Origin of the sequence: Actinoplanes couchii (genome assembly GCF_016862075.1) — a bacterium.
GTDB classification, from domain to species: Bacteria; Actinomycetota; Actinomycetes; order Mycobacteriales; family Micromonosporaceae; genus Actinoplanes; species Actinoplanes couchii.
In genome coordinates this window covers 46,065-66,958 of sequence record NZ_BOMG01000102.1, presented here as the reverse complement: position 1 = coordinate 66,958, position 20,894 = coordinate 46,065, and the positions used below count along the sequence as shown (strand labels likewise).

At 69.9% G+C, this 20,894-nt stretch carries 25 protein-coding genes and 1 pseudogene; 12 read left to right on the top strand and 14 right to left on the bottom strand.

What is annotated here, in order from left to right; genetic code table 11:
- Positions 1 to 56: 56 nt before the first annotated feature.
- On the top strand, positions 57 to 1,004 hold the full coding sequence (locus tag Aco03nite_RS40815) for a LysR family transcriptional regulator (RefSeq protein WP_203806270.1): 948 nt from the start codon (positions 57 to 59) through the stop codon (positions 1,002 to 1,004).
- Between the two features lie 15 nt (positions 1,005 to 1,019).
- Here the strand turns inward: Aco03nite_RS40815 and Aco03nite_RS40810 are convergent, their stop codons facing one another.
- The 6 genes from Aco03nite_RS40810 to Aco03nite_RS40785 form a co-directional block, all read right to left on the bottom strand.
- Positions 1,020 to 1,871: an aldo/keto reductase gene (locus tag Aco03nite_RS40810; RefSeq protein WP_203806267.1), complete on the bottom strand. Its 852-nt coding sequence runs from the start codon at positions 1,869 to 1,871 to the stop codon at positions 1,020 to 1,022.
- 115 nt (positions 1,872 to 1,986) lie between these two features.
- Entirely contained in the window at positions 1,987 to 2,865 is an 879-nt protein-coding gene (locus Aco03nite_RS40805; RefSeq protein ID WP_203806265.1) for a helix-turn-helix transcriptional regulator, read from the bottom strand.
- A 53-nt stretch (positions 2,866 to 2,918) separates the two neighbouring features.
- Positions 2,919 to 3,380: a cupin domain-containing protein gene (locus tag Aco03nite_RS40800; RefSeq protein WP_203806263.1), complete on the bottom strand. Its 462-nt coding sequence runs from the start codon at positions 3,378 to 3,380 to the stop codon at positions 2,919 to 2,921.
- Positions 3,381 to 3,394: 14 nt separating this feature from the next.
- Positions 3,395 to 4,348: an AraC-like ligand-binding domain-containing protein gene (locus Aco03nite_RS40795; RefSeq protein ID WP_203806261.1), complete on the bottom strand. Its 954-nt coding sequence runs from the start codon at positions 4,346 to 4,348 to the stop codon at positions 3,395 to 3,397.
- 122 nt (positions 4,349 to 4,470) lie between these two features.
- On the bottom strand, positions 4,471 to 4,881 hold the full coding sequence (locus tag Aco03nite_RS40790; RefSeq protein ID WP_203806258.1) for a hypothetical protein: 411 nt from the start codon (positions 4,879 to 4,881) through the stop codon (positions 4,471 to 4,473).
- Entirely contained in the window at positions 4,881 to 5,183 is a 303-nt protein-coding gene (locus Aco03nite_RS40785) for a hypothetical protein (RefSeq protein ID WP_203806256.1), read from the bottom strand. Before Aco03nite_RS40785 ends, Aco03nite_RS40790 begins: the two co-directional genes overlap by 1 nt.
- A gap of 135 nt (positions 5,184 to 5,318) precedes the next feature.
- Between Aco03nite_RS40785 and Aco03nite_RS40780 the strand changes: the two genes are divergently transcribed.
- Entirely contained in the window at positions 5,319 to 6,197 is an 879-nt protein-coding gene (locus Aco03nite_RS40780; protein ID WP_239145859.1) for an NAD(P)-dependent oxidoreductase, read from the top strand.
- On the opposite strand, the gene Aco03nite_RS53615 is transcribed toward Aco03nite_RS40780, so the two are convergent.
- Positions 6,128 to 6,499, bottom strand: a complete 372-nt coding sequence (locus Aco03nite_RS53615) for a DMT family transporter (protein ID WP_239145858.1) — start codon at positions 6,497 to 6,499, stop codon at positions 6,128 to 6,130. The genes Aco03nite_RS40780 and Aco03nite_RS53615 overlap by 70 nt on opposite strands.
- Positions 6,500 to 6,597: 98 nt before the next feature.
- On the opposite strand from Aco03nite_RS53615, the gene Aco03nite_RS53610 reads away from it, so the two are divergent.
- Positions 6,598 to 6,768 carry a hypothetical protein gene (locus Aco03nite_RS53610; RefSeq protein WP_239145857.1) on the top strand — a complete coding sequence of 57 codons (171 nt, stop codon included), beginning with the start codon at positions 6,598 to 6,600 and terminating at the stop codon, positions 6,766 to 6,768.
- Here Aco03nite_RS53610 and Aco03nite_RS53605 read toward each other — a convergent pair.
- Positions 6,744 to 7,004 (bottom strand): annotated as a pseudogene (locus tag Aco03nite_RS53605) (EamA family transporter); the annotation flags it as partial. The gene Aco03nite_RS53610 and the pseudogene Aco03nite_RS53605 overlap by 25 nt on opposite strands.
- A gap of 94 nt (positions 7,005 to 7,098) precedes the next feature.
- Between Aco03nite_RS53605 and Aco03nite_RS40770 the strand changes: the two are divergent.
- The gene (locus Aco03nite_RS40770; protein ID WP_239145856.1) at positions 7,099 to 8,001 is read left to right on the top strand and encodes a LysR family transcriptional regulator; all 903 of its coding nucleotides are present in this window, start codon (positions 7,099 to 7,101) and stop codon (positions 7,999 to 8,001) included.
- On the opposite strand, the gene Aco03nite_RS40765 is transcribed toward Aco03nite_RS40770, so the two are convergent.
- The gene (locus tag Aco03nite_RS40765; RefSeq protein ID WP_203806252.1) at positions 7,961 to 8,362 is read right to left on the bottom strand and encodes a hypothetical protein; all 402 of its coding nucleotides are present in this window, start codon (positions 8,360 to 8,362) and stop codon (positions 7,961 to 7,963) included. The two genes, Aco03nite_RS40770 and Aco03nite_RS40765, sit on opposite strands and share 41 nt — an antisense overlap.
- A 54-nt stretch (positions 8,363 to 8,416) precedes the next feature.
- On the opposite strand from Aco03nite_RS40765, the gene Aco03nite_RS40760 reads away from it, so the two are divergent.
- Positions 8,417 to 8,890 carry a MarR family winged helix-turn-helix transcriptional regulator gene (locus Aco03nite_RS40760; protein ID WP_203806250.1) on the top strand — a complete coding sequence of 158 codons (474 nt, stop codon included), beginning with the start codon at positions 8,417 to 8,419 and terminating at the stop codon, positions 8,888 to 8,890.
- Here the strand turns inward: Aco03nite_RS40760 and Aco03nite_RS40755 are convergent.
- Positions 8,887 to 10,272: a CotH kinase family protein gene (locus tag Aco03nite_RS40755; RefSeq protein WP_203806248.1), complete on the bottom strand. Its 1,386-nt coding sequence runs from the start codon at positions 10,270 to 10,272 to the stop codon at positions 8,887 to 8,889. The two genes, Aco03nite_RS40760 and Aco03nite_RS40755, sit on opposite strands and share 4 nt — an antisense overlap.
- 191 nt (positions 10,273 to 10,463) lie before the next feature.
- On the opposite strand from Aco03nite_RS40755, the gene Aco03nite_RS40750 reads away from it, so the two are divergent.
- Positions 10,464 to 10,811 carry a hypothetical protein gene (locus tag Aco03nite_RS40750; protein ID WP_203806246.1) on the top strand — a complete coding sequence of 116 codons (348 nt, stop codon included), beginning with the start codon at positions 10,464 to 10,466 and terminating at the stop codon, positions 10,809 to 10,811.
- A gap of 97 nt (positions 10,812 to 10,908) precedes the next feature.
- Here Aco03nite_RS40750 and Aco03nite_RS40745 read toward each other — a convergent pair whose 3' ends face one another.
- Positions 10,909 to 12,015, bottom strand: coding sequence for an alpha/beta fold hydrolase (locus tag Aco03nite_RS40745; protein ID WP_239145855.1), 1,107 nt, complete (start codon positions 12,013 to 12,015; stop codon positions 10,909 to 10,911).
- 64 nt (positions 12,016 to 12,079) lie between these two features.
- Between Aco03nite_RS40745 and Aco03nite_RS53600 the strand changes: the two genes are divergently transcribed.
- Positions 12,080 to 12,841 carry a TetR/AcrR family transcriptional regulator gene (locus Aco03nite_RS53600; RefSeq protein WP_239145854.1) on the top strand — a complete coding sequence of 254 codons (762 nt, stop codon included), beginning with the start codon at positions 12,080 to 12,082 and terminating at the stop codon, positions 12,839 to 12,841.
- A gap of 281 nt (positions 12,842 to 13,122) precedes the next feature.
- On the opposite strand, the gene Aco03nite_RS40735 is transcribed toward Aco03nite_RS53600, so the two are convergent.
- Positions 13,123 to 13,563: a MarR family winged helix-turn-helix transcriptional regulator gene (locus tag Aco03nite_RS40735; RefSeq protein ID WP_203806244.1), complete on the bottom strand. Its 441-nt coding sequence runs from the start codon at positions 13,561 to 13,563 to the stop codon at positions 13,123 to 13,125.
- Positions 13,564 to 13,682: 119 nt separating this feature from the next.
- On the opposite strand from Aco03nite_RS40735, the gene Aco03nite_RS40730 reads away from it, so the two are divergent.
- Positions 13,683 to 14,126 carry a DUF6069 family protein gene (locus Aco03nite_RS40730; protein WP_203806243.1) on the top strand — a complete coding sequence of 148 codons (444 nt, stop codon included), beginning with the start codon at positions 13,683 to 13,685 and terminating at the stop codon, positions 14,124 to 14,126.
- 684 nt (positions 14,127 to 14,810) lie between these two features.
- On the opposite strand, the gene mptB is transcribed toward Aco03nite_RS40730, so the two are convergent.
- Positions 14,811 to 16,217: a polyprenol phosphomannose-dependent alpha 1,6 mannosyltransferase MptB gene (gene mptB, locus Aco03nite_RS40725; RefSeq protein ID WP_239145853.1), complete on the bottom strand. Its 1,407-nt coding sequence runs from the start codon at positions 16,215 to 16,217 to the stop codon at positions 14,811 to 14,813.
- A 106-nt stretch (positions 16,218 to 16,323) separates the two neighbouring features.
- On the opposite strand from mptB, the gene Aco03nite_RS40720 reads away from it, so the two are divergent.
- On the top strand, positions 16,324 to 17,457 hold the full coding sequence (locus Aco03nite_RS40720; protein WP_203806239.1) for a hypothetical protein: 1,134 nt from the start codon (positions 16,324 to 16,326) through the stop codon (positions 17,455 to 17,457).
- Positions 17,458 to 17,647: 190 nt separating this feature from the next.
- Here the strand turns inward: Aco03nite_RS40720 and Aco03nite_RS40715 are convergent, their stop codons facing one another.
- On the bottom strand, positions 17,648 to 18,727 hold the full coding sequence (locus tag Aco03nite_RS40715) for an alkene reductase (RefSeq protein WP_203806237.1): 1,080 nt from the start codon (positions 18,725 to 18,727) through the stop codon (positions 17,648 to 17,650).
- Positions 18,728 to 18,787: 60 nt separating this feature from the next.
- On the opposite strand from Aco03nite_RS40715, the gene Aco03nite_RS40710 reads away from it, so the two are divergent.
- The 3 genes from Aco03nite_RS40710 (at position 18,788) to Aco03nite_RS40700 (ending at position 20,713) form a co-directional block, all read left to right on the top strand.
- Entirely contained in the window at positions 18,788 to 19,498 is a 711-nt protein-coding gene (locus Aco03nite_RS40710) for a TetR/AcrR family transcriptional regulator (RefSeq protein WP_239145852.1), read from the top strand.
- 116 nt (positions 19,499 to 19,614) lie between these two features.
- Entirely contained in the window at positions 19,615 to 19,983 is a 369-nt protein-coding gene (locus Aco03nite_RS40705) for an STAS domain-containing protein (RefSeq protein ID WP_203806235.1), read from the top strand.
- Positions 19,984 to 20,002: 19 nt separating this feature from the next.
- Entirely contained in the window at positions 20,003 to 20,713 is a 711-nt protein-coding gene (locus tag Aco03nite_RS40700) for an STAS domain-containing protein (RefSeq protein ID WP_239145874.1), read from the top strand.
- The last annotated feature ends 181 nt before the right edge of the window (positions 20,714 to 20,894 follow it).

Here is a 20,894-nt window from a genome sequence, read left to right as displayed (position 1 = left end):
CGCCGTCGAGCATCAGGTCCAGTTCACGTTTCGACGGTCGAGCGTAAGCTGAACTGATGCTCGACGTCCGCCGGCTCCGGCTGCTCAGCGATCTGCACCGGCTCGGCACCATCGCCGCCGTCGCCGACGCCCGGTCCTACACGGCTTCCGCGGTGTCCCAGCAGCTCACCGCCCTGGAGCGGGAGACCGGGGTGGCACTGCTGGAACGCACCGGCCGCCGGGTCACGCTCACCGCCGCCGGGCAGGTCCTGGTCCGGCACACCGAGACGGTCCTGGCCGCACTGGAGGAGGCGGGCGCCTCGCTCGCCGCCGTCCGATCCGGGCCGGCCGGGCCGGTGCGGATCGGCGCGTTCCCCAGCGTGATGCGCACCCTGCTGCCGCCGGTGCTGGTCACGCTGGGGCACGACCACCCCGCCCTGGAGCTGACCGTCACCGAGTTGGACCCGGCGCTGGTCCCGGCCGCGCTCCGCGAGCGGCGTCTGGACGTGGGGCTGACCAGCGACTACGACATCGCCCCGGCCGAACCCGACCCGTCCCTGGACTCCGTTCCGCTGCTGCGGGAGACGGTCTATCTGGCTGAACCCGCGTCGACCGCGACCGGCTCCGTCGCCGGCGTCGCGTCCACCCCGTGGATCCTGGCCACGCCGGGCACCCTGTGTCACGAGGCCATCCTGCGGGTCTGCCGGGACGCCGAGTTCATCCCGCGGGCCCGGCACCACGCGGACGACTTCGCCACCGTCCTCGCCCTGGTCGCCGCCGGGCAGGGCGTCTCCCTGGTCCCCGAGCTCGCCGCCACCACGCCACCCGCGGGAGTGCGACTGACCGCGCTGCCCGTCAGCAGGCGCACCAGCATCGGCTTCCGGCGCGGTGCCGCCGCCCACCCGGCCGTGGCGGCGGTGATCGCCGCCCTGAGACAACGACGTGCCACCGGCGCTTCAGCCGATCCCGGTGACCCGGGCCGCTCCGCCGATCCCGCACGGGGACCGATGCACCGGCAGGGATGACTCAGAGGGACGCCATCAGTGCGTCATGTTGTTGGTGAAGTCGACGGTGTCGGCGTCGCGGAGGTCGAAGGTCGGTCCGGTCCTGCCGTCGAGGGCCGCGATCCGCGCCATCTCGGCGTCGGTGAGCTCGAAGTCGAAGACGGCGAGGTTCTCGCGGATGCGCTGGGGCCTGGTGGACTTCACGACCGCCGGCACCCGGCGCTGCGTCAGCCAGCGGAGCACGACCTGAGCCGTGGACTTGCCGTGGGTGCGGGCCAGTTCCAGGAGAACCGGATCCTGGAGCAGATTGTGCTGCCCCTGCGCCAGCGGCCCCCAGGATTCGATCTGCACGGTGCGCTTGCGCATGGCCTGCTCGTCGTCGGTGCGCTGGAGGTAGGGATGTGTCTCGACCTGGTCGACGGCTGGGACGACCTCGTTGTGCGCGATCAGGTCGGTGAGCCGGTCGGGGTGAAAGTTCGAGACCCCGATGGCACGTACCGAGCCCTGACGATGAGCGGCCTCCAGCGCGCGCCAGGTGCCGTAGTAGTCCCCGTAGGGCACGTGGATCAGGCACAGGTCGAGCTGGTCGAGGCCGAGCTTACGTAGCGACGTTCCGATCGCCCGCTGGGCCGGTTCGTCACCGGCATCCGTGATCCAGAGCTTCGTCGTGACGAACAGCTCGTCGCGCGGGATGCCACTGGCGGCGATCGCGCGCCCGACGGCTTCCTCGTTCTGGTAGGCCGCTGCGGTGTCGATCGAGCGGTAGCCGGCTTCGAGCGCCTGGAGGACGGCTCGCTCGGTGTCATCCGGTGGGATCAGGAAGACGCCGAAGCCGAGCAGCGGCATCTCGACGCCGTTGTTCAAGGTGACGGTGGGGGTCTTGCTCATGATCATGTTCCTCGTGATCTGCCGTGGTCGTTCCTGCCCCACCAGGAAAGCCCGGAACCCGGCTGGGGTGAGAGTCCCTGGCGTAGCAGGTACCGGCAGGGCCCCCCAGCGCCGGTCAGCCCTCGACTGACGGGACGTCCGCCGGGCTGCGGGTGGTCGCGGCCCACCTGGCGAGCAGGGTCAGGGCATCAGCCGCGGTACTACCCGGCTCGGCGTTGTAGATCGCCAGTTGCAGACCGCTGTCGTCCGGTAGCGGCAGCGCTTCGAAGTCGAGGGTGAACTCACCCACGACCGGGTGCCGGAAGCGTTTGCTGCCGTCACGGAAGGCGAGCACGTCGTGGGCGCCCCACAACACGCGGAACGTGTCGCTGCGGGCCGTCAACTCGCCGATCAAGGCCGACAGCCCGCTGTCGCAGGGGTTCTTGACCGCCTCGGCCCGGAAGTGCCCGACGGTGCTCCGGGCGACACGGTCGTAGTCGAGGTAGAAGTGCCGGGCAACCGGGTTCAGGAACGTGAACCGGGCCATGTTCTCCTCGCTGGCGGGATCGACGTACAGATCGCTCATCAGGGCACGACCGAGCGCGTTGGTCGCCAGCACGTCAAGACGGTTGTTACTGACGTACGCCGGCATTCCGGGCATACCCTCGATCAGCCGCAGCACCGACCGCCGCACCGACGGGACCACGGCGCGCCGGCCCACCCGAGAGCCCGGGGTGGCCGCCGCCCGCGCCAGATGACGCAGGTGCGCCCGTTCGATCTCGTCCAGCTGCAGCGCTCCGGCCAGCGCGTTCAGGACGCTCTCGGAGACACCGCCCACATTGCCGCGCTCGAGCCGGGTGTAGTACTCGGCGCTCACCCCGGCCAGCTGAGCGACCTCGCTACGCCGCAACCCCGGCACCCGGCGCTCGCCGTACGACGGCACGCCCGCCTGATCCGGAGTGATCCTGCCCCGGCGCGACTTGAGGAACGCGCTGACTTCGGCCCGGTTGTCCATCGCTCCAGCGTAGGCACCTGGTGGTGCCCGGGCTCGCGGCCACCTGCCGGACCCTACGAGGCGTACTCGTCGGAGATCTCGGTGCCGTAGCGCTTCCACAGCGGCGTCATCGTGTCGGCGTTCACCGGCTGCCCGGAATCGATCAGTGCCTTGAAGTCCCGGAAGTACTGCACGTACAGGTCCGGCGTGAACGTGTTCAGCATGACCGCCGTCTCGTCGCCGTCGTTGGCGAACGTGTGCGGCGCCCCGGTCGGCACGATCACCCAGGTGCCGGGCCCGGCGATGTGGTCGTCCTCGCCGATGGTGAACCGGAGCGTCCCGGACAGCACGTAGAAGCCCTCGTCGTGCTGGGCGTGCCGGTGCTGCAACGGGCTCGGGAAACCCGGCGGAACGGTGATCTCGGCGAATCCCAGCCGGTGCTGGGTGTGCTCGCCGTTCTCCAGGATCCGGACCCGCGCCGGGCCGCTGCCGAGGATCTCGCCTTCACCGGGCCGGACGATCGATACCTTCGCCATGAATGCTCTCCTTGTCACCACTTGCCTTGGTGATCACCATCCTGTTCCGGGCCGGGCCCGGGTGTCCTGGTCGTCAGCGCACGGTTGGCGTCAATCAGTGCACGGGCGGGATAGCCGTACGTCGCCTTGAAGAGTTTGCTGAAGTGGGTCGGGTCCACAAAGCCCCAGCGCGCGGCCACCGCCGTGATCGTGTGACCGCTTGCGATCAGCTCGGCCCGGCAGCGCTCCAGGCGGCGACGGCGGATCAGGGCGGCAACCGTGAGCGGCTGGTCCTCGAACAGCTTGTGCAGCCGTCGTATCGAGATGTGGTGGGCGGCGGCGATGCCGGCCGGGGACAGATCGGCATCGGCCAGCCGGGCCTCGATGTAGCCGGTGATCCGGTCACGTAACCGCTCGTCCGGGGCCGATCGTTCCGCACCCAGCCGGGCCTCCAGCGCGACGGCGATCAGCTCGACCACCGCGGCCGCCGATCGCAGCGCGTCACCGGGGCGGAACCCGCTCATCGACCGGGCCGAATCCCGGGCCAGCGCCGACACCAGGGCTCCCGGGCCCTGCCTGCCGTCGATGCGGACGCCGATCAGCCGGTCGATCTGTGCCGGCCGGATCCGCAGCTCCCGGCGCGGCAGCAGGATCGTGACGTGTGTCGAGGCGGTGCTCTCGAACCGGACCGCCCTGGTGGGATCGAGCAGCACCCAGTCGGCCGGCCCGAGGTCGGCGTCACCGTGCCCCTGCTCGATCCGGGTCCGGCCCCGGGTCATCACCTTGACCGCCAGGTTCTCGCCGTCCGGTACGTCACGCGCCGTCCCGACGACCGCGCTCGCGGGCGTGCCGAGCGAGACCAGTCGCAGCGGCCCGAGGTCGCGCGTGGTCATCCGGGCCCGGAAGTCCGGGCCGGCCAGCAGGTTGACCAGCGTCGGGAATCCGCTGTCCGCCAATTTGCCCTGAAACGTCTCGAGGTTGCCGACCACCGGTCCACGATAGGCCGCACCACCCGGCCGCGCCCAGGGCCGGTCTCACCGCTCTCTCAGGGCCGGCCTCGCCGCTCACCCGAGGCCGGCCTCGTCCGAAGCCGGCTCACTCAGGGCCGGCTTCACCCAGCACCAGGTGACCGTCGGTCACGGATGCCGAACATGATCGCGGCGATCAGGCCGGAGGCCGCCGCCAGTCCCAGGAACACCATGACGGCGCCGACCGCGAACAGGCCGGTCTGGTCGGTCCGGGCCGCGCCGATGGTCCAGGCCACGGTGAACCCGACGGTCAGCGCGGCCGCCGCCGCCACCTCACGCGTCCCGGCCAGCAACGCCCCGACCAGCAGGATCACCAGCGACAACCCACAACCGACAACCTGCCAGATTTCGTACGGCCCACTGTACGAGTTGGTGGCCGCGTCGAACTGGTACTCGGTGTCCCAGCCCAGCCAGCCGAACCAGGCCAGCGCGGACAGCGCTGCCACCAGCACGGCGGCTGCGACCTGAAAACGAAGACCACGTTTTGTCACCATCAGGATTCCTCACTGGTCTTCGTGACCGAACCGGTCTTCGTGACCGAACCGGTCTTAGTAGCCGAACCGGTCTCAGTAGCCGAACCGGTCTTCGTGGCCGACGTCTTCACGATGGCCGCCTCGACGATGTCCCAGCCGAAGAACAGCACCACGGCCAGCGGGACCAGCACGTACCACTCGCCGAGCACCCCGTGATCGCCTGATCTTCCCATGGCGAGCAGCATCAAGGCGGCAACCATGGGAACGAACGAGAGGGCGATGACCAGCCGGCGGAGCCAGACGCGGGTGGAGGATCTGTCCATGGCGGATAGTCTGCCGATCACCGGCCCGCCGGACGACCCGCTCCGGGCCGATGTTCCGCTCTATCGAAGGGTATAGAGCCGGGAAACACGAATTGGACGCCGCGCCCGGCGGAGACGGTTCGTACCGTCGACGGTATGACGGTGGGATTCATCGGCCTCGGGGTGATGGGGCAGCCCATGGCGCTCAACCTGGCCCGGGCCGGAACACAACTGATCGTCTGGAACCGGACCCCGGACCGGGCGGAGCCACTGCGGGCGGCCGGCGCGACAGTCGCCACCGACGTGGAAGAGGTCTTCCGGGGCGCGGACACCGTTGTCGTCATGCTGGCGAACGACCGGGTCGTCGACGCCGTGCTGCGGCGCGGAACCGGAGACTTCGCGCGGATGGTGCGCGGGCGGACGCTCGTGCACATGGGCACCACCGCCCCGGACTACTCGGCCGGGCTCGCGGCGGACGTCGCGCGCGCTGGTGGAACGTACCGGGAAGCTCCGGTCTCGGGGTCGCGCGGCCCGGCGGAGACCGGCGACCTGGTGGTGATGATCGCCGGTGATGCCGTCGACCCGGGAGTCGAGCGGATGCTGCGGCCGATGTGCCGGGAGATCGTGCGGTGCGGGCCGGTGCCCGGGGCGCTGCTGATGAAACTGGCCGTCAACACGTTCCTGATCGGGACCGTCACCGCGTTGTGCGAGGCGTTCCACTTCGCCGGGGAGCACGGGCTCGATCCGGGAACACTGTCGGCGGTGCTGGACGCCGGGCCGATGGCCAGTACGGTGTCCCGGGCCAAGGGCGGCAAGCTACGGGAACGCGACTTCTCGGTGCAGGCCTCGATCCGGGACGTGCTCTACAACAATCAGCTGATCGTCGACGCGGCGCACGCCGGAGGTGTCGCGGCGCCGCTGTCGGAGGTGTGCCGGGAGCTGTATGCCGAGGCCCTCCGGGACGGTCACGGGACCGCGGACATGGCTGCTGTGGTGCGGGCCCTGGAGACGCGCACCTCGCGTTCCACCCGCTGACCCCAGAACGTGCCGGCCAGCACCAGCACGATGCCGGCCACCGCGAGGGTGGTCAGGTGCTCGCCGCCGAGTCCGACTCCGATCAGGACCGCCCACACCGGCTCGGTGCCCAGCAGCAGGCTCGCCCGGGCCGCGGACGTGCGGCGGATCGCCCACAACTGGACCAGGAACGCGAACACACTGCAGCCCAGCGCCAGGTACAGCACCCCGGCCCACTCGGCGTGACCGAAACCGGTCGTGGTCAGCGGCCACGCGGCGGCGCCGAAGACCACGGCGCCGACCACGGTCTGCAGCGTCGTCAACGTGACCGGTGTCGTATTCGGGGCGGCTGAGCCGGCCGGAGAGCGTCACATGCGCCGCGCGGACCAGTGCGGCGAGCAGCATCAGGAGGTCGCCGAGATTGGGCGTACGCAGACCGGGTCCGGCCACCAGAAGAACCACGCCCGCGGTGGCCGTCGCGGCAGCCGCGAAGAACCGCGGCGGCAGCCCGCCCTGCATGATCGGCGTGATCAGGATCGTCAGGCTGATCAGCACACCGGCGTTGGTCGCGCTGGTCAGCGACACCCCGTAGGTCTCCAGCGCCAGCACCGACGCCTGGGTGCAGCCGAGCAGGATCCCGACGCCCAACTCCCCACGGCCGATCCGGCGACGGCGGCGGAGCATCAGCGGCAGCATCACGGCCGCCGACACCAGGTAACGCAACGCCAGCACGAGCAGCACGCCGCCCGCGATCACCAGGGTCTTCGCGGCCAGATAGCTGCTCCCCCAGATGATCGCGACGGCCAACAGCAGAAGGTCTCCGAGCACAGTCAGAAGCCTGAGGCCCGCCGATACGGTAGACAAGACGCCAACTGGTGAAACGACGATGTAGTGAGGACTTGTGGATCCGCATCACCTGAGGTTGCTGCGTGAACTCGGCGAGCGTGGCAGTGTCGCCGCGGTGGCCCGTGCGGTGCGGATCACACCGTCGGCGGTGTCCCAGCAGCTCAACGTCCTGCAGCGATCGGCGCGGGTGCCACTGACCGAGCGCCGCGGGCGGCGGCTGGTGCTCACCCCGGCCGGCGAGGCACTGGCCGCGGCGGCGGTGGACGTGATGGCCGCGCTCGACCGGGCCGCCCGCGCCGTCGGCGACCACCTGGACGACGAGGACTCGGCGGTGACCGTCGCGGCGTACCACAGTGCCGGTCTCTCCTGGTTCGCGCCGTTGCTCGCCCGCTCGCCCGGGGTGCGCTGCTTCGACGAGGACGTGCCGCACGCCGAATTCCCGGCCCTGGTCGGCGACTACGACCTGGTGATCGCCCATCGGCTGGCGCACAGTCCGCCCTGGCCGGCCGAGCGGCTCACCGTCATCCCTTTGATGATCGAGCCGTTGTACGTCGCGATGTCCGTCGACCATCCGCTCGCCGGGCGCGACCCGCTGCGCGCGGTGGACGTCAGTGCCTGGCCGTGGATCAGCACGCACACCGGATTCCCCCTGGAAGGGATCCTGGCAGCCATCGCGGCGACGGCCGGGCGGCCGCTGGACGTGCGGCACCGGATCAACGAGTTCACCGTGGCGGCGTCGGTGGTCGCGGGCGGTGCGGTGCTGGCGCTGTTGCCCGGGCGTACGACAGCGCCTGATCCTCGTCTTGTCCTGCGACCGTTGGCGGATCTGCCTGCGGTCCGGCACATCGACGTGCTGACCCGGCCGGAGACCCTGCACCGGGCGGCGGTCCGCACCGTCCTGACCACACTGCGGGAGATCGTCGGCGCTCCCTCACCTTTTATCGGTGCTCCCGGACCTCGCCCACCGGCCAGCCGATGAACTCGGCGATGTCCTGATCCGGGGTCGAGGCGGCGAACAGCCACTCCTCGATCGCCCGGCCCAGCGACGGCGGGATCCCCGGCGTGGCCGGCTCGGGCACGTCGGTGAACAGGTCGTCGGCGTCGTAATGGCCGCTCAGGGCACGGGTCAGCCCGGCCGGGCCGTCGTCGCCGCGGCGGATCACCGCGCCGGTGAGCCAGTCCCGCAACTCCCAGCCGGTGGCCGACGACAGCACACCCTCGACGACCCGCAGGCCGGTCCGGGTGATCTCCTCGGCCTGCCGCAGTCGGTCCGCCTCGGCACGGAACGGCGCCTCCAGCAGGCACCGAACGTGCTGCTGGACCAGGTCATGGCAGGTCACCTAGGCAAACTAACTACTTGATGGTGAAGTTGCAAGGCATGATGAAATAACCACATGCGGGAAGACCTGATCCATCTGTACGACGGACTCGACCCCGTCACCCTGGCCGTGCGCGACATGATCGGCGGTTCGCGGGAGCTCGTCGGCAAGATGGCGGTGCGGATGCGGATGAACGCCAACGACATGTCCGCCATCGGGGCTCTCGTGCAGAACGGGCCGATGGGCTCCACCGAGCTCGCCCACACCCTCGGGATCCGGACCGCCTCGGCGACCCTGCTGATCGACCGCCTGGAACGATCCGGTCTCGTCGAACGCCATCGTGACACCATCGACCGGCGCCGGGTCACCATCACCGAGACCGAAGCCGCCCGGGAGGCGTCGCTGGAGGCGTGGGCGCCGGTCATCAGCCGGATCGACGAGGTGTGCGCCGCCCTACCGGATGCCGAGAAGACCGTCATCCTCGACTTCCTGGGGCGGCTCACCCTCGCCGTCGACGGCGATCCCTCAGCGGGGCCCAGCCTCGCCTAGCCGAAGTTCGCCTTGATGCTCGCCGACTCGCTGGTCACCGTGTCGGCGCTGATCAGGTCGGAGGCCTTCGCGGTCAGGACCGCCGCCCGGGCCGTCAGGATCTCCTCGGCCTTGCCACTGGTGTAAAGGCTGGCCTTCAGATCGGTGAGGGCCTTCTCGTACGCCTTCTTGAACGTGGTGTTGGCGTTGAACCTGGTGACCAGGATGTTGCTCTTGCCGCCCATCCGGCCGCCGCCACCCTTGTTCCCTTCTCTTTCTTGCGGCTGGCCGTAGCCTCCAGCGCCGGCGGGCGGGTTGCCGCCTCCACCCTGGTTACCGCCCCCACCCTGGTCACCGCCTCCGCCGCGGTTGCCGCCGCCACCGCCCATGCCGCCGAACGCCAGGTTGTGGTCCCACGCGACCACGGTGAACTGATCCTTGTCGGTCGTGTACCGCAGGTACGAGTTGTTGCCCGGCCCGTCGATGTCGTCCGAGTTCTTGATCAGCTCCTGGAACGCCAGATAGGTGGCGAACGCCGCGGTGTCCAGGTGCTCACCCAGGCCGGAGCCGAACGTGGCGTCGTCGGACTCGTTGATGAACTTGAGGAACGCGGCCAGCGGCGCGAAGTTCACGTTGTCCGAATCGGATTCCTGATCGAAGACGTCCTCGTAGTCCTCCGCGGTGTCGCCCCGGTAGCTGTAGTCGCCGTTCGCCTCGGCCTTGTAGAGGATGCCGGCGCCGCTGAAGTTGTCGGCATCCCACTTGTCCGCCGGGTTCTCGATGATCAGGCGCAGCACCTCGGCACCGCCGTTGGCGCTGAGCCGGGTGGACGCCGACTTCTGGGTGGCCAGGCCCGTCTCACCGAGCAGTTCCAGGGCGACCGCCTCGTTCAGTGCCGACTCCGAGTTGTTGGACCGGACGACGAACTCCGAGTAGCCGCCGATGGCCTGGCCGTCCACGTACTTGTCCAGACGTACCAGCCAGGGAAGATCTTGGGGGTTGTCCGACGACAGACTGCCACCCGGACCGCCTCGGTTGTTGCTCTCCGTGTTCGCTGTGCTCGCTGTGGCTCCGGCTTTGGTGAGGCCGCGCAGGGTCGAGTTGCCCTTGAGCCGCAGGCCGGCCTTCTCGAACGTCGAGCCGTCGACGGTGACCGTCGCCTCGATCCACTTCTTGTCGCTGGACTCCAGGTAGGCGTCGACCATCGCGTCGTAGTCGGCCTGCTCGAACGTGAACTCGATGTCGTGCACCTGGGTGTCGTCGAACAGCCCACTGCCAGCGGTGGCCGTGGTCGATCCCCCCGCTGACGTCGCGTCCTCAGCACAGGCGCCGAGCGCGACAAGGCCGACAACTCCGGCGAGAGCAGCGCCGAAGGAGCGGCGGGACAGCTGGTAGGGAGGCATCAGAACTCACCCTTCGTAACAGTTCATCGGGACGACGCCAAGAATTTCCTCCGAGTTGAGGATGCCCTTGTGCCCGCGCTGTGCCCTCCCTGTCAATCCGGAGATCCGCATGAACCGCCCACCCCGCGCAGCAGCACACCTCGTCGACACCACCACGGCAGGGGAGGACCGAAGTGACGATGAACGGATCGGTGAGACGGCGCCGCTCCCTGGTGACGCTGGCCGCGGCGATGGTGGCGATCGGCGTGTTGTTCGTTCTCGGTCAGGGCTACACCGCGGCGGTGGCTCGGTCCTGTGGAACGCCCCGGCCAGCGGTTCCGGGAGCCATGCTGCCGCTCGGCATCGTCGCCGTGGCGCTGGCGCTGGTCTCGGTGGTGCTGGTGGTGGCGGCAGTTCGGGCCGAGCGCGGGCGGCGGTTCGGGTCCGGGGACTTCCTGCTGGCTGCCGCCGGTGTCCTGGTGACGTTGTTCGGCGCTTACTTCGGGGTGGCCGCGGTGTTGATGGAACTGTCGGCCGGGCCGGTCTCCTGCGGGGGTTGACCACAACCGGCCCCCTGCGGGGTCAGCCGCGACCAACTCCTGCGGAGCCTGCCGTGACCAACTCCCGCGAGGCCTGCCGGGACCGACTCCGGCGGGGTCAGCCGGGGCCGATGAACGTTGCCACGTCGGCGGCTATCTCGGTCGGGTGTTCGCCGTTGATCGCGTGGGAAGCGTTCGGGTAGGTCTTCACGGTGGCGTTCGGCAGCACCTCGCCGGCGTATGCGGCGGCCTCGGCGGCGTCGTGCATCCGGGAGGCGCCGGCCATCAGGACCAGGGCCGGGACGGCAAGACCGGCGAGTCGGTCGCGGTTCGGGCGGGCCGGGGCGGAGAGCTTGATTTTGTACGATTGGAGCCCCTGCTCGATCATGTCGGCCACCGGAACGTCCTCGACCGGGGCATCGTTGGCGGTCCAACTCGCGAAGTCGTCACGCCAGGATCGTGGCGCCCAGCGGACACTCACCGGGATCGAGCGCAGCACCGCCCCCACCGACAGGTCGGCGAAGGTCAGCACCGGGTCGAGCAGGATCACCCCGGCCACTTTCTCCGGTAGGTACAGGGCCAGGTTCATCGCGGTCCAGCCGCCGATCGACAGTCCGAACAGGTGGAATCTCGGTTCGGGCAGTGCCATCAGCACCTCGTGCAGCCACTGCGCGTGGTCCTCGGCGGTGGTGATCGGGCGCTGCTGGACGCTGAGGCCCGGCTCGCCGAGCAGGTCGACCGTGTAGACGTCGCGCAGTTTCAGCAGCGTCGGCATGTTGTCGGCCCAGACCGGTGAGGCCGAGGCGCGCCCGGGGAGCAGCAGGAGCGGCGGTGCCCCGGCTTCGGCTTGGTTTCGGCTCTCGCCCTCGGCCTCGTCTCCCCTCTCGCCTCCGGTTCCGGTTCCGGCTCCGGCTCCGGTTCCGGTTCCGGCTCCGGCTCCGGCTCCGGCTCCGGCTCCTTTGAAGTGGTAGACCCGCACGACGCCGTATCCGGTTCTGATGTCCAGGGTCTGGTCCGGGACGGGCATGTCGGCCATCGCCGCCTGGTAGGCAGCGCGGAACCGGTCGTACGCCGCGCCCGAAGTGAAGTAACCCACCGGAGACGGGTCACGCAGCGCATACGCGGTCGCGGCCACCAGCAGCAGGAGCACCACGGACGGCCGGACGAGCGGGCGACGGCGCCTGGAGAACCAGTTTCCGATCTTCCGAATCGTCTCTCTAACCATCCGGTCAGATTACTTACCAATCGGTAGAATTTTCAACCGCGGGGTTATCTCCTACGGTGGTGCGGTGCCCACCAAGCCACTCACGCTCACTGAACAGACCCGCCGAGCCCAGCTCATCAGCGTCACCATCGAGTTGATCGCCCGGCACCACTACACGGGCACGTCGCTGGCCCGGATCGCCGAGGCAGCCGGCATCTCCAAGGCCGCGGTCCTGTACCACTTCCCGTCGAAGGACGCGGTGGTCCAGGCCGCCTACGACTCAGTGATCGACGCCGTGACCGCCCACGTCGGAGCCGCTGTAGAAGCGGCCACCCGCAGGCCGACGTCCGACAAAGCGGAGTCGAACGAAGCAGTGTCAGGCGAAGCGCTCCTGAACGAGGCGGCACCAAGCGAGGCACCCCTGGGCGAAGCGACGTCAGGCGAAGCAACCTTGGGCGAAGCGACGTCAGGGGAAGCAACCTTGGGTGAGGCGACGTCAGGCGAAGCAACCTTGGGTGAGGCGGCGCTGGAGGCGTACATCCGTTCTCTGATCGGCTACCTGCGGGAGAACCCGACACACACCCGCATGATCATCGAGGCGATCGGCGAGGCACCGACCGTAGGCGACACTCCGAACGCCCCGAGCCGCCATCAGTCGGTGGCCGCCCTGATAACGGCGGCCCGCGAGGCCGGCGACTATCGCCCCGACGTGGACCCGTCGGTAACGGCGGTGATCGTGAACGGAGCCTTGGACGCGATAGTCGCGGAAAACCTGTCCGACCCGACTTTCGACACCACCGCAGCGGCCGAATCCCTGATCAACCTGCTGCGCCGATCCCTGCGCTGACACCAGGCCGCCACCATACGACTGGCCAGGCCGACCACGGATGAGATGAGCGGTCAGGTCAGCCACACACAAGGCGAGGGGCCAGAACTGCCACGAACACGGTGAGCGATCAAGTCGGCCACACGCGAGGCGAGGGGCCAGGACAGACACAAACGCGATGAGCGATCAGGTCGGCCACTTATGTGGCGAGAGGTCCGAACCGGCCACACACGAGGTGAGGGGCCGAGACAGCCACGAATGCGGTGAGCCCACTGTGATGCCGCGATGCGGGGTCGGGTGGATCAGGGCTGCGGATCTTGCCGGGCGGCTACCACCGCGAGTAGGTCGCGCAAGTGGGTTCGGTCGGGGCCCAGGGCGGCGAAGAGGGCTTCCGCGCGGGCGTTGGCCTCGGTGGTCAGCTGATCTCGGCGGCGGCTGCCCTCGGTGGTCAGCACCAGGTGTTTCACTCGCCGATCGGCCGGATCGGGACGGCGGGTGACCAGGCCCCGCTTCTCCAAGCCGTCGACGATGCCGGTCACGTTCGAGGCATCGCAACTCAGGATGTCGGCCAGGTCTCGCATGGGAGCCGGGCCCCGCAAGTTGACCAGGGCCAGCGCCTGGGCCGGAGTGAGACCCAGCTCGGCAGCGATCGCATTGAAACCCTGCCGGAGCCGGCCTGCCGCCAGGAAGACGAGGTCGGTCAGTTCGACGACCAACTGATCGTCGGCGGGGGCGTCGCTCATGGCCTGATGATACTTCGCCTCAATAGTTGAGTTGCTCAAGTATCTACATTAGGCTCACAAATGCTTGAGCACCTCAACAATCGACCTAGTCAAGGTTTGTCTTCTGAGGAGGAGTGACGATGCAGGCTGGAAAACGCGCGATCGTGGTCGTAGGTGCGGTTCTGGCAACCGTCCTGGTCTGGGTGATCGGGGAACCGGTGCTCGGGCACGATCTGGTGGTGGTCTCCCCCGGCCAGCCGGCCATGGATCTCGGGCTGAGCCAGATCGCCTTCGTAGCAGCGGCGGCGAGCCTGCTGGGATGGGCGACACTCGCAGTCTTGGAGCGCTTCACCAGGCACGCCCTCACCATCTGGACGGTAGCGGCGGCTCTGATCACGGCGGTGTCGTTCCTGCCCTTCGCCGGAGTGGAGGCGACCACCGGAAGCAAGGTGGTGCTGGCCCTGACCCACGTGGCAGTCGCGGCCGTCCTGATCCCGGGCTTCCGGAGCACAGCCACCAAGCCCGAGACGGAGAAGACCCAGCCCGAGCCCCAAACCACCCCGACCCAGAACACGGTCAGATAACCCAAACCAACCGCCCGCCGCCCGCCGCCCGCCGCCACCGGCCGCCACCGCCCGCCGCCACCGCCCGCCGCCACCGGCCACCGGCATCCGGCCACCGGCGACCCGGCACCCGAAGAACACGACTCCCGGGTGGCCCGTGAACAGCAACTGCTGCAGACCTCCGTTCGCCGAAGGCCGGACACCGGCGGCCGACGAGCAGTGACCAGCGAATAGTGACGGGTGGCTGGCGACTGGCGGCAACGAGCCAGTAGACGACGGCCGATAGCCAATTAACGGCACCCGGTAGTGGGCGGCCACCCACTACCGGGCACCAGCGAACGTGGCCGGGTGGCGGTGGTCGGTGGTCGGTGGTCGGTGGTCGGTGGTCGGTGGTCGGTGGTCGGTGGTCGGTGGTCGGTGGTCGGTGGCCCACGGTTGGTGGTTCGTGGTCGGTGGATGGTAGGCATCCGGATAACGGTGATCGCCTTCCGAGCGTCGGGCAGCGCCGGGCGACCAGCGAACGGTCACCGGCGGCTACCGGTGACCAAGGCTGGTGGATGACTATCCGGACACCGTTCTCCGAGCAGTCGGCTCGGGCAAGCCTCGCCGGGCGGCTGGCTTGGGGTGAGCCTCGCCGGGCCACAGGCTCGCCAGACCGCCGGCTCGGGCGAACCTCACCAGGCCGACAGGTTCGGGGTGGGTGGGTCAGCCTGGGACCGGGGTTGGCTCGGCGGGGTTTCGGCGGCGGCGGCGGGTTTCGACTATCAGTAGGGCTATCAGCGCCAGCACCACCAGCGGGGCTCCGGGGAACTTCACGAAACGGGACAAGCCTCCGCCGTCCGGGAGTACCAGGTAGGCGGCTGCGATTGTCAGCAGCATTGCCAGTCTGGTTCTCAACGTCGTCGCTGCCAGCAACGTCAACGGCCACAGGATGTACCAGGCGTGGAAGACCGGGACCAGAGCCACGAACGCCGCCAGGGACAGGGCCGCGTTGTGCAGGGCCGCCTTCCGGCGGTTCTCGGGGCTTGCTCGGAACGCGCGGAACCACAGGAACACCAGGGTGCTGATCAGCAGCACCAGCGCCACGTTGCGGACCGCCGGTACCGCGTCGAACGTCGGGCTGAACAGGCGGCCCGTGTACGTCAGGGTCATCCCCACCGCGGTGGGCAGGGACGTGAACTGGATCAGGCTGTCGCCCACCCGCATCGCCGGGATCCAGCCCAGGCCCAGGCCGCTCGCCAGCGTCACCGTGCCGAACGACAACAGCGCCCCGGTGCCGATCAGGAGCGTGGAACGGACGAACGCCAAACCGGTCATCAGGACCGCGAACGGGATCAGCACCCCCGCGGTCGCCTTCACCGCCACCGCCAGGCCCAACAGTGCCCCGGAAGTGACCAGGACCCACGGTTGTGAGCCCACCCGTACCAGCAGGAAAAGCGCCAGCACCGCGAACCCGAGCATGACCGCATCGTTGTGCGGGGCGGCCAGCATGTGCGCCCCTACCAGCGGGCCCGCCAGGGCCAGCCAGACCGCGCGCTCGGCGGGAATGCCGCAAGCCCGGGCCAGTGCGGGCAGGCCGACGGCGATCGCCGCCAGGCCGGCAAGGGTCACCAGGCGGAAAATGATCAGGGAGCCGGTGAGGCCGCCGGTGAGTTTGACGGCTGCGGCAGCGATCAGGATGAAGAGCGGGCCGTACGGGGTGGGCGTGTCCCGCCAGATCGTCGACACCGTCTCCAGCCAGCTGCACGGCAGGGCGTCGACACCGTGCAGGTACGGGTCGATGCCGTGCAGGAACATCTCACCCTGGCAGGCGTACGAATAGAAGTCCCGGCTGCCCATCGGTGGGGTGAACAGGAACGGGGCCATCCACAGCAGGGCGGTGATCACCGCCCATCTCGTCGAGGGCACGCGGTCTCTGGCCGACCACCACGCCCACGCTTGCAGTCCGGTTCCGATCACCCACAGGCCGAGGATCGCGGGGCCGTACGGGCCTCTGGCGATGCTCATCGGGGTGCTGGTGAGGTCGGCGTCGGGTACCGCCCCGCCCAACCACCCGGCGGTGGCGAGCATGAGCGATCCGGCGAGGCCGATGAGTCGGAGGTACGTCAGCACGTGCACATGCTCTCTTTAGCCGATGAACGCCAGTCGACGGCCCACTTAAGGAGGACTTTCCAGGACATATCGCACCTAAAGTCCGTATAGTCCGGATACTCCTCGCGTGATGCTCGAACGTGTAGCAGTCGAGACCGGCGCCTACGAGACCCGCGTCCTGGGCATGGTCCGGTGGCCACGCAGCGAGGGTGAGCTGCTGGAATTCCGGATCCGCGACGCGGCCGGCGGGCCACCTCCACCACCACCCGCCAATCCCGGGAACACTTTTGTGCCCGCCTTCACGCTTCCGGCCATGGCCATCGGCGAACCGTTGATCGTCAACGCGCCGGTCTCCGGGCGGTTGCTGCGGGGAGCCCGCGACGCGATGGACCTGTACCACCGATGGTGGGACGTGAAACCGGTGGAGATCGCGCCCGCTTCGACGGCCGGGCCGACCGCCGCCGCCTCCGGGGTGGGGCTGTTCTTCACTGCGGGGGTCGACTCGCACTACAGCCTGCTCAAGGATCTGCGCCGGGCGGACGCCCCGGGGCACCGGGAGATCACCCACCTGGTGTTCGCCAACGTGCACGAGGACGACGGCCCGGACCACGAGCGGCTGGTGACACGTCTCACCGAGGTGGCGCAGGAGACCGGCAAGCAGTTGCTGATCGTCGAGACCAACCTGCGGGCGCTGACCGAGGAGGTGGTGGGCTGGAACGAGTACCACGGCGCCGCCCTCGCCGCGGTCGCACTGGCCCTGGAGGGGGTGCTCGGCACCTGCCTGCTGGCGGCCGGCGAGGACTACGGGCACCTGCCACCGTGGGGCTCGCACCCGCTGCTGGACCCGCTCTGGTCCACCGAAGGGCTGGCGCTGGTGCACGACGGGGTGGAGGCGGCCCGGGTCGAGAAGATCTCCCAGTACCTGGTGCACTCGGCGCTGGCCCTGCGCACCCTCACCGTCTGCGGCCGCACCCAGCCGGGGCTCAACTGCGGCGCCTGCGACCAGTGCGTGTCCACCATGATCGCGCTGGAGATCGGTGGCGGGCTCGGCGAGTGCGCGACCCTACCGCACGACCTGGACACCGAACTGGTCCGGCAGACCCGGCTGCGGGGCTGGTCACAATCCGACTCGTGGCGGGAACTGGCCAACCAGCTCGCCACCGTGGACCGGCCGGATCTGAGCGCGGCGGTCGCCGAGGCCCTGGCCGGCGCGGACGGCGGGACCGCCTGGAAGCCGATGTTCCAGCGGACGGCCCGGTAGATTGCGCCGCCGGTGGCCGCGCGCGCCCGCTCCGGGGCGTCGTGCGGTCCACCGGTGACGAAGTGGAAGGTCGTGCCGCCCGCCATCGGCAGATCCTCGCGCGGGTGGTGGGTCAGGACGAAGACCGGTTTCCGGTACGGGGGTCCGCCGCCCCACCAGCCCTGCCACGACAGATCCCACTCGCCCGGAATCAGCCGGCGAGGCTCGGGTAATCGGTGTAGCCGCGTCCGTCCGGGGTGTAGAAGGTGGACGGATCGGCGGTGTTCTCCTCGGCGCCGGTCGTCCAGCGGGTGAGCAGGTCCGGGTTGGCCAGCGCGGGGCGGCCGACGGCCACCGCGTCGCCGAGGCCGTCGGCGAGGATCCGGGTGGCCTCCTCGCGGGTGGTCGGCACGGCGAAGCCGGTGTTCAGGATGACCGGGGCGGCGGCCGCGTGCCGCAGTTTCTGCACCAGCTCGCCGGCCGGGTCGGCGTGCAGGATGTCGAGGAACGCCAGGCCGAGCGGGGCGAGGGCCTCGGCGAGCACGGTGTAGGTGGCGGCGACGTCGGCCGGGTCGGTCTCCAGAGCGCCCTGGATGTTGTGCTCCGGCGAGATCCGCAGACCGGTGCGGCCGGCGCCGATGGCCGCGGCGACCGCGGTGACGACCTCGATCGCCAGGCGGGCCCGGCTCTCCGGGCTGCCGCCGAAACCGTCGGTGCGGGTGTTGGCCGCCGGGGACAGGAACTGGTGCAGCAGGTAACCGTTGGCGCCGTGGATCTCCACACCGTCCATGCCGGCCGCCATCGCGTTGCGGGCGGCGGTGACGAAGGCGCCGACGATGCCGGCGATCTCGCCGACGGGCAGCTCCTGCGGCACCGGGTAGGCGGCCTTGCCCTGGTGGGTGCGGGTCTCGCCGGGGGCGGCGATCGCGGACGGCGCGACGATCCGGCCGGACTCGCTGATCGCCGGGTGCGAGATGCGGCCGCCGTGCATCACCTGCATGACGATCTTGCCGCCGGCGGCGTGCACCTCGTCGGCGACCCGGCGCCAGCCGGCGATCTGCTCGGGAGTCTCGATGCCGGGCTGGCCGATCCAGGTGCGGCCCTCACGGATCGGATAGGTGCCCTCGGTGACGATCAGGCCGAGGGAGGCACGCTGCCGGTAGTACTCCACCTGCAGGTCACCAGGAATGCCCTGGTCACCGGCGCGGAGGCGGGTGAGCGGGGCCATCACCAGGCGGTTGGCGAGGCGGACGGCGCCGAGCTGCAGGGGTGCGAGAAGATCGGAAGGCATACCGGAACCGTAGCCCGAAGTGGTACTGAGTCCCACATAGAAACCGGGTACTGTTCTGTTGTGACGGACACACCGAATCTGCGGGAACGCACCCGCCGGGCCATGCGGGCCGAGGTCAGCGCGATCGCCACCCGCCTCTTCGCCGAGCAGGGCTGCGACAACACCACCGTCGAGCAGATCGCCGCCGAGGCGGGGCTGTCGCGGACCACGTTCTTCCGCTACTTCGGCACCAAGGAGGACGTGGTCCTCACCTGGCTGGCCGAGCTCGGGCCGGGGCTCGCCGCCGCGTTCACCGCCCGGCCCGCCGGTGAGGACCCGTGGCTGTCGCTGCGGCGCACCTTCGACGTGATCACCGCGATCAACGCCGATGAGCCGGAGAAGTCGCTGGCGTTCTACCGGATGCTGGACGCCAACCCGACGATGGGCCCCCGGCACCGGGACAAACAGGACGGCTGGGTGGAGCTGCTGGTCCCGCTGATGGCCGCCCGCCTCCACGAGAGCAGTGCTGCCCGCGTGGGCGAGAGCAATGCCGCCCGCGTGGGCCAGAACAGCGCCGCCCGCATGGGCGAGAACCGCGCTGCCCGCGTGGGCGGGAGCGGTCCCGGCCACCCGGGTGAGAGCGCGGAGAGCGGGCTCGATCCGGCGCCGCGGGCGCTGGTGACCGCCGCGCTGGCCTGCTTCAACGCGGCCATGCGCTCGTGGGTGGCCGGTGGTGGCGCCGGCGACCGGGACGAGCTGCTGGACCGGGCGATGTTCGCGGTGCGGGGTTGAGGACGATCTCCGGGGGAACGTTTCGATCCCACGGGTGAATCCGGCCCACGGGGGAGCGCCGGTGGACCACAATCGAGGCGCGCCCGCCACCGGCGGGATCGACGAGAGGAACACCGATGACCGGCCCGTTCACGGTGCGCAAGCATCACGACGGCGGCGGAGCCGTCCGGATCGCCGTCAGTGGCGACATCGACCACGACGTCAGCGAAGCGCTCACCCACATCCTGCTCAATGCCCTGGACCAGACCGCGGTACGGATGCTGGTGGTCGACCTCTCCGGGGTCACGCATCTCGGGGCGGCCGGGGTGCGGAGCCTGCTGACCGGGCGGCGGGAGGCGAACCGGCACGGCTGCGGGTTCCGCGTCGTCGGCGCGAGCGATCTGGCCCTGGACGTGATCCGGGCCGCCGGGGTGGTCCGGGCCCTGTCCGTCACGGTGGGGCCGGACCTGACGGCCGTCCGGTGCGGAGAAGACGCGATGAGGTGACAATCGACTGGTGTCCGCGATGCGGTGTGAGATCGAGCCGGTCGGCACGCGCCTGATCGTGCGGATCCGGGGCGAGCTGACGCTGCTGTCGGTCCCCCGGGTGCGGGCGGCGCTGCTGAAGTGCCTGGCCGACCATCCGGACGCGATCGTCGCCGATCTGACCGGCGTGACCGTCATCGACCCGGCGGCGGCCTCGGTCTTCCCGTCGGTGGCCCGGCAGGCGTCGCTGTGGCCGGGCGTCCCGGTGCTGGTCGTCGCGCCGGACCCGGAGGTGGCCCGGCTGATCAGTACCGGTCCCGGCCGGTACCCGGTGTTCCCCTCGGTCGAGGCCGCACTGACCGCCGAGCCCCGCCCGCGGATGCCGTCGATCGGCGAGACCCTGCTGCCGGTCCGCGGCTCCGCGCACCGGGCCCGTGAGCTGGCCACCGAGGCGTGTGTCCGCTGGTCGGCGCCGACCCTGATCGGGCCGGCCGGGGTGGTCGCCGACGAGTTGGTCACCAACGCCGTGGTGCACGCGAACACGATGATCGACCTGCGGCTGACCCGCGGCCGCCGCTACCTGATCATCGGGGTCCGGGACGGCTCGGCCGCCGAGCCGGTGCTGCCCGAGCCGTCCGAGGATCCGGACGCGCCGCGCGGTCTGCTGCTGGTCGACGCGATGGCCGCGCGCTGGGGCGTGCTGCCCGCCCCGGACGGCAAAGTGGTGTGGGCGACCCTACGAGGCCTCTGAGCCGCGAAAACAAGAAGAAGCCGCTGAGCCGCCAAGGAAAAACAGACCCGCTGGGCCGCTGAGCCGGCAAAAGCAGGAAGCGGACCGGCGAGGCCGCTGAGCCGCCGAAGGAAGGGCCGCCCGGCCAGAGGACCAGCGAGGTCGCTGAGCGGAGATGAGCCGCGGAGAACAAGGAGCGGCC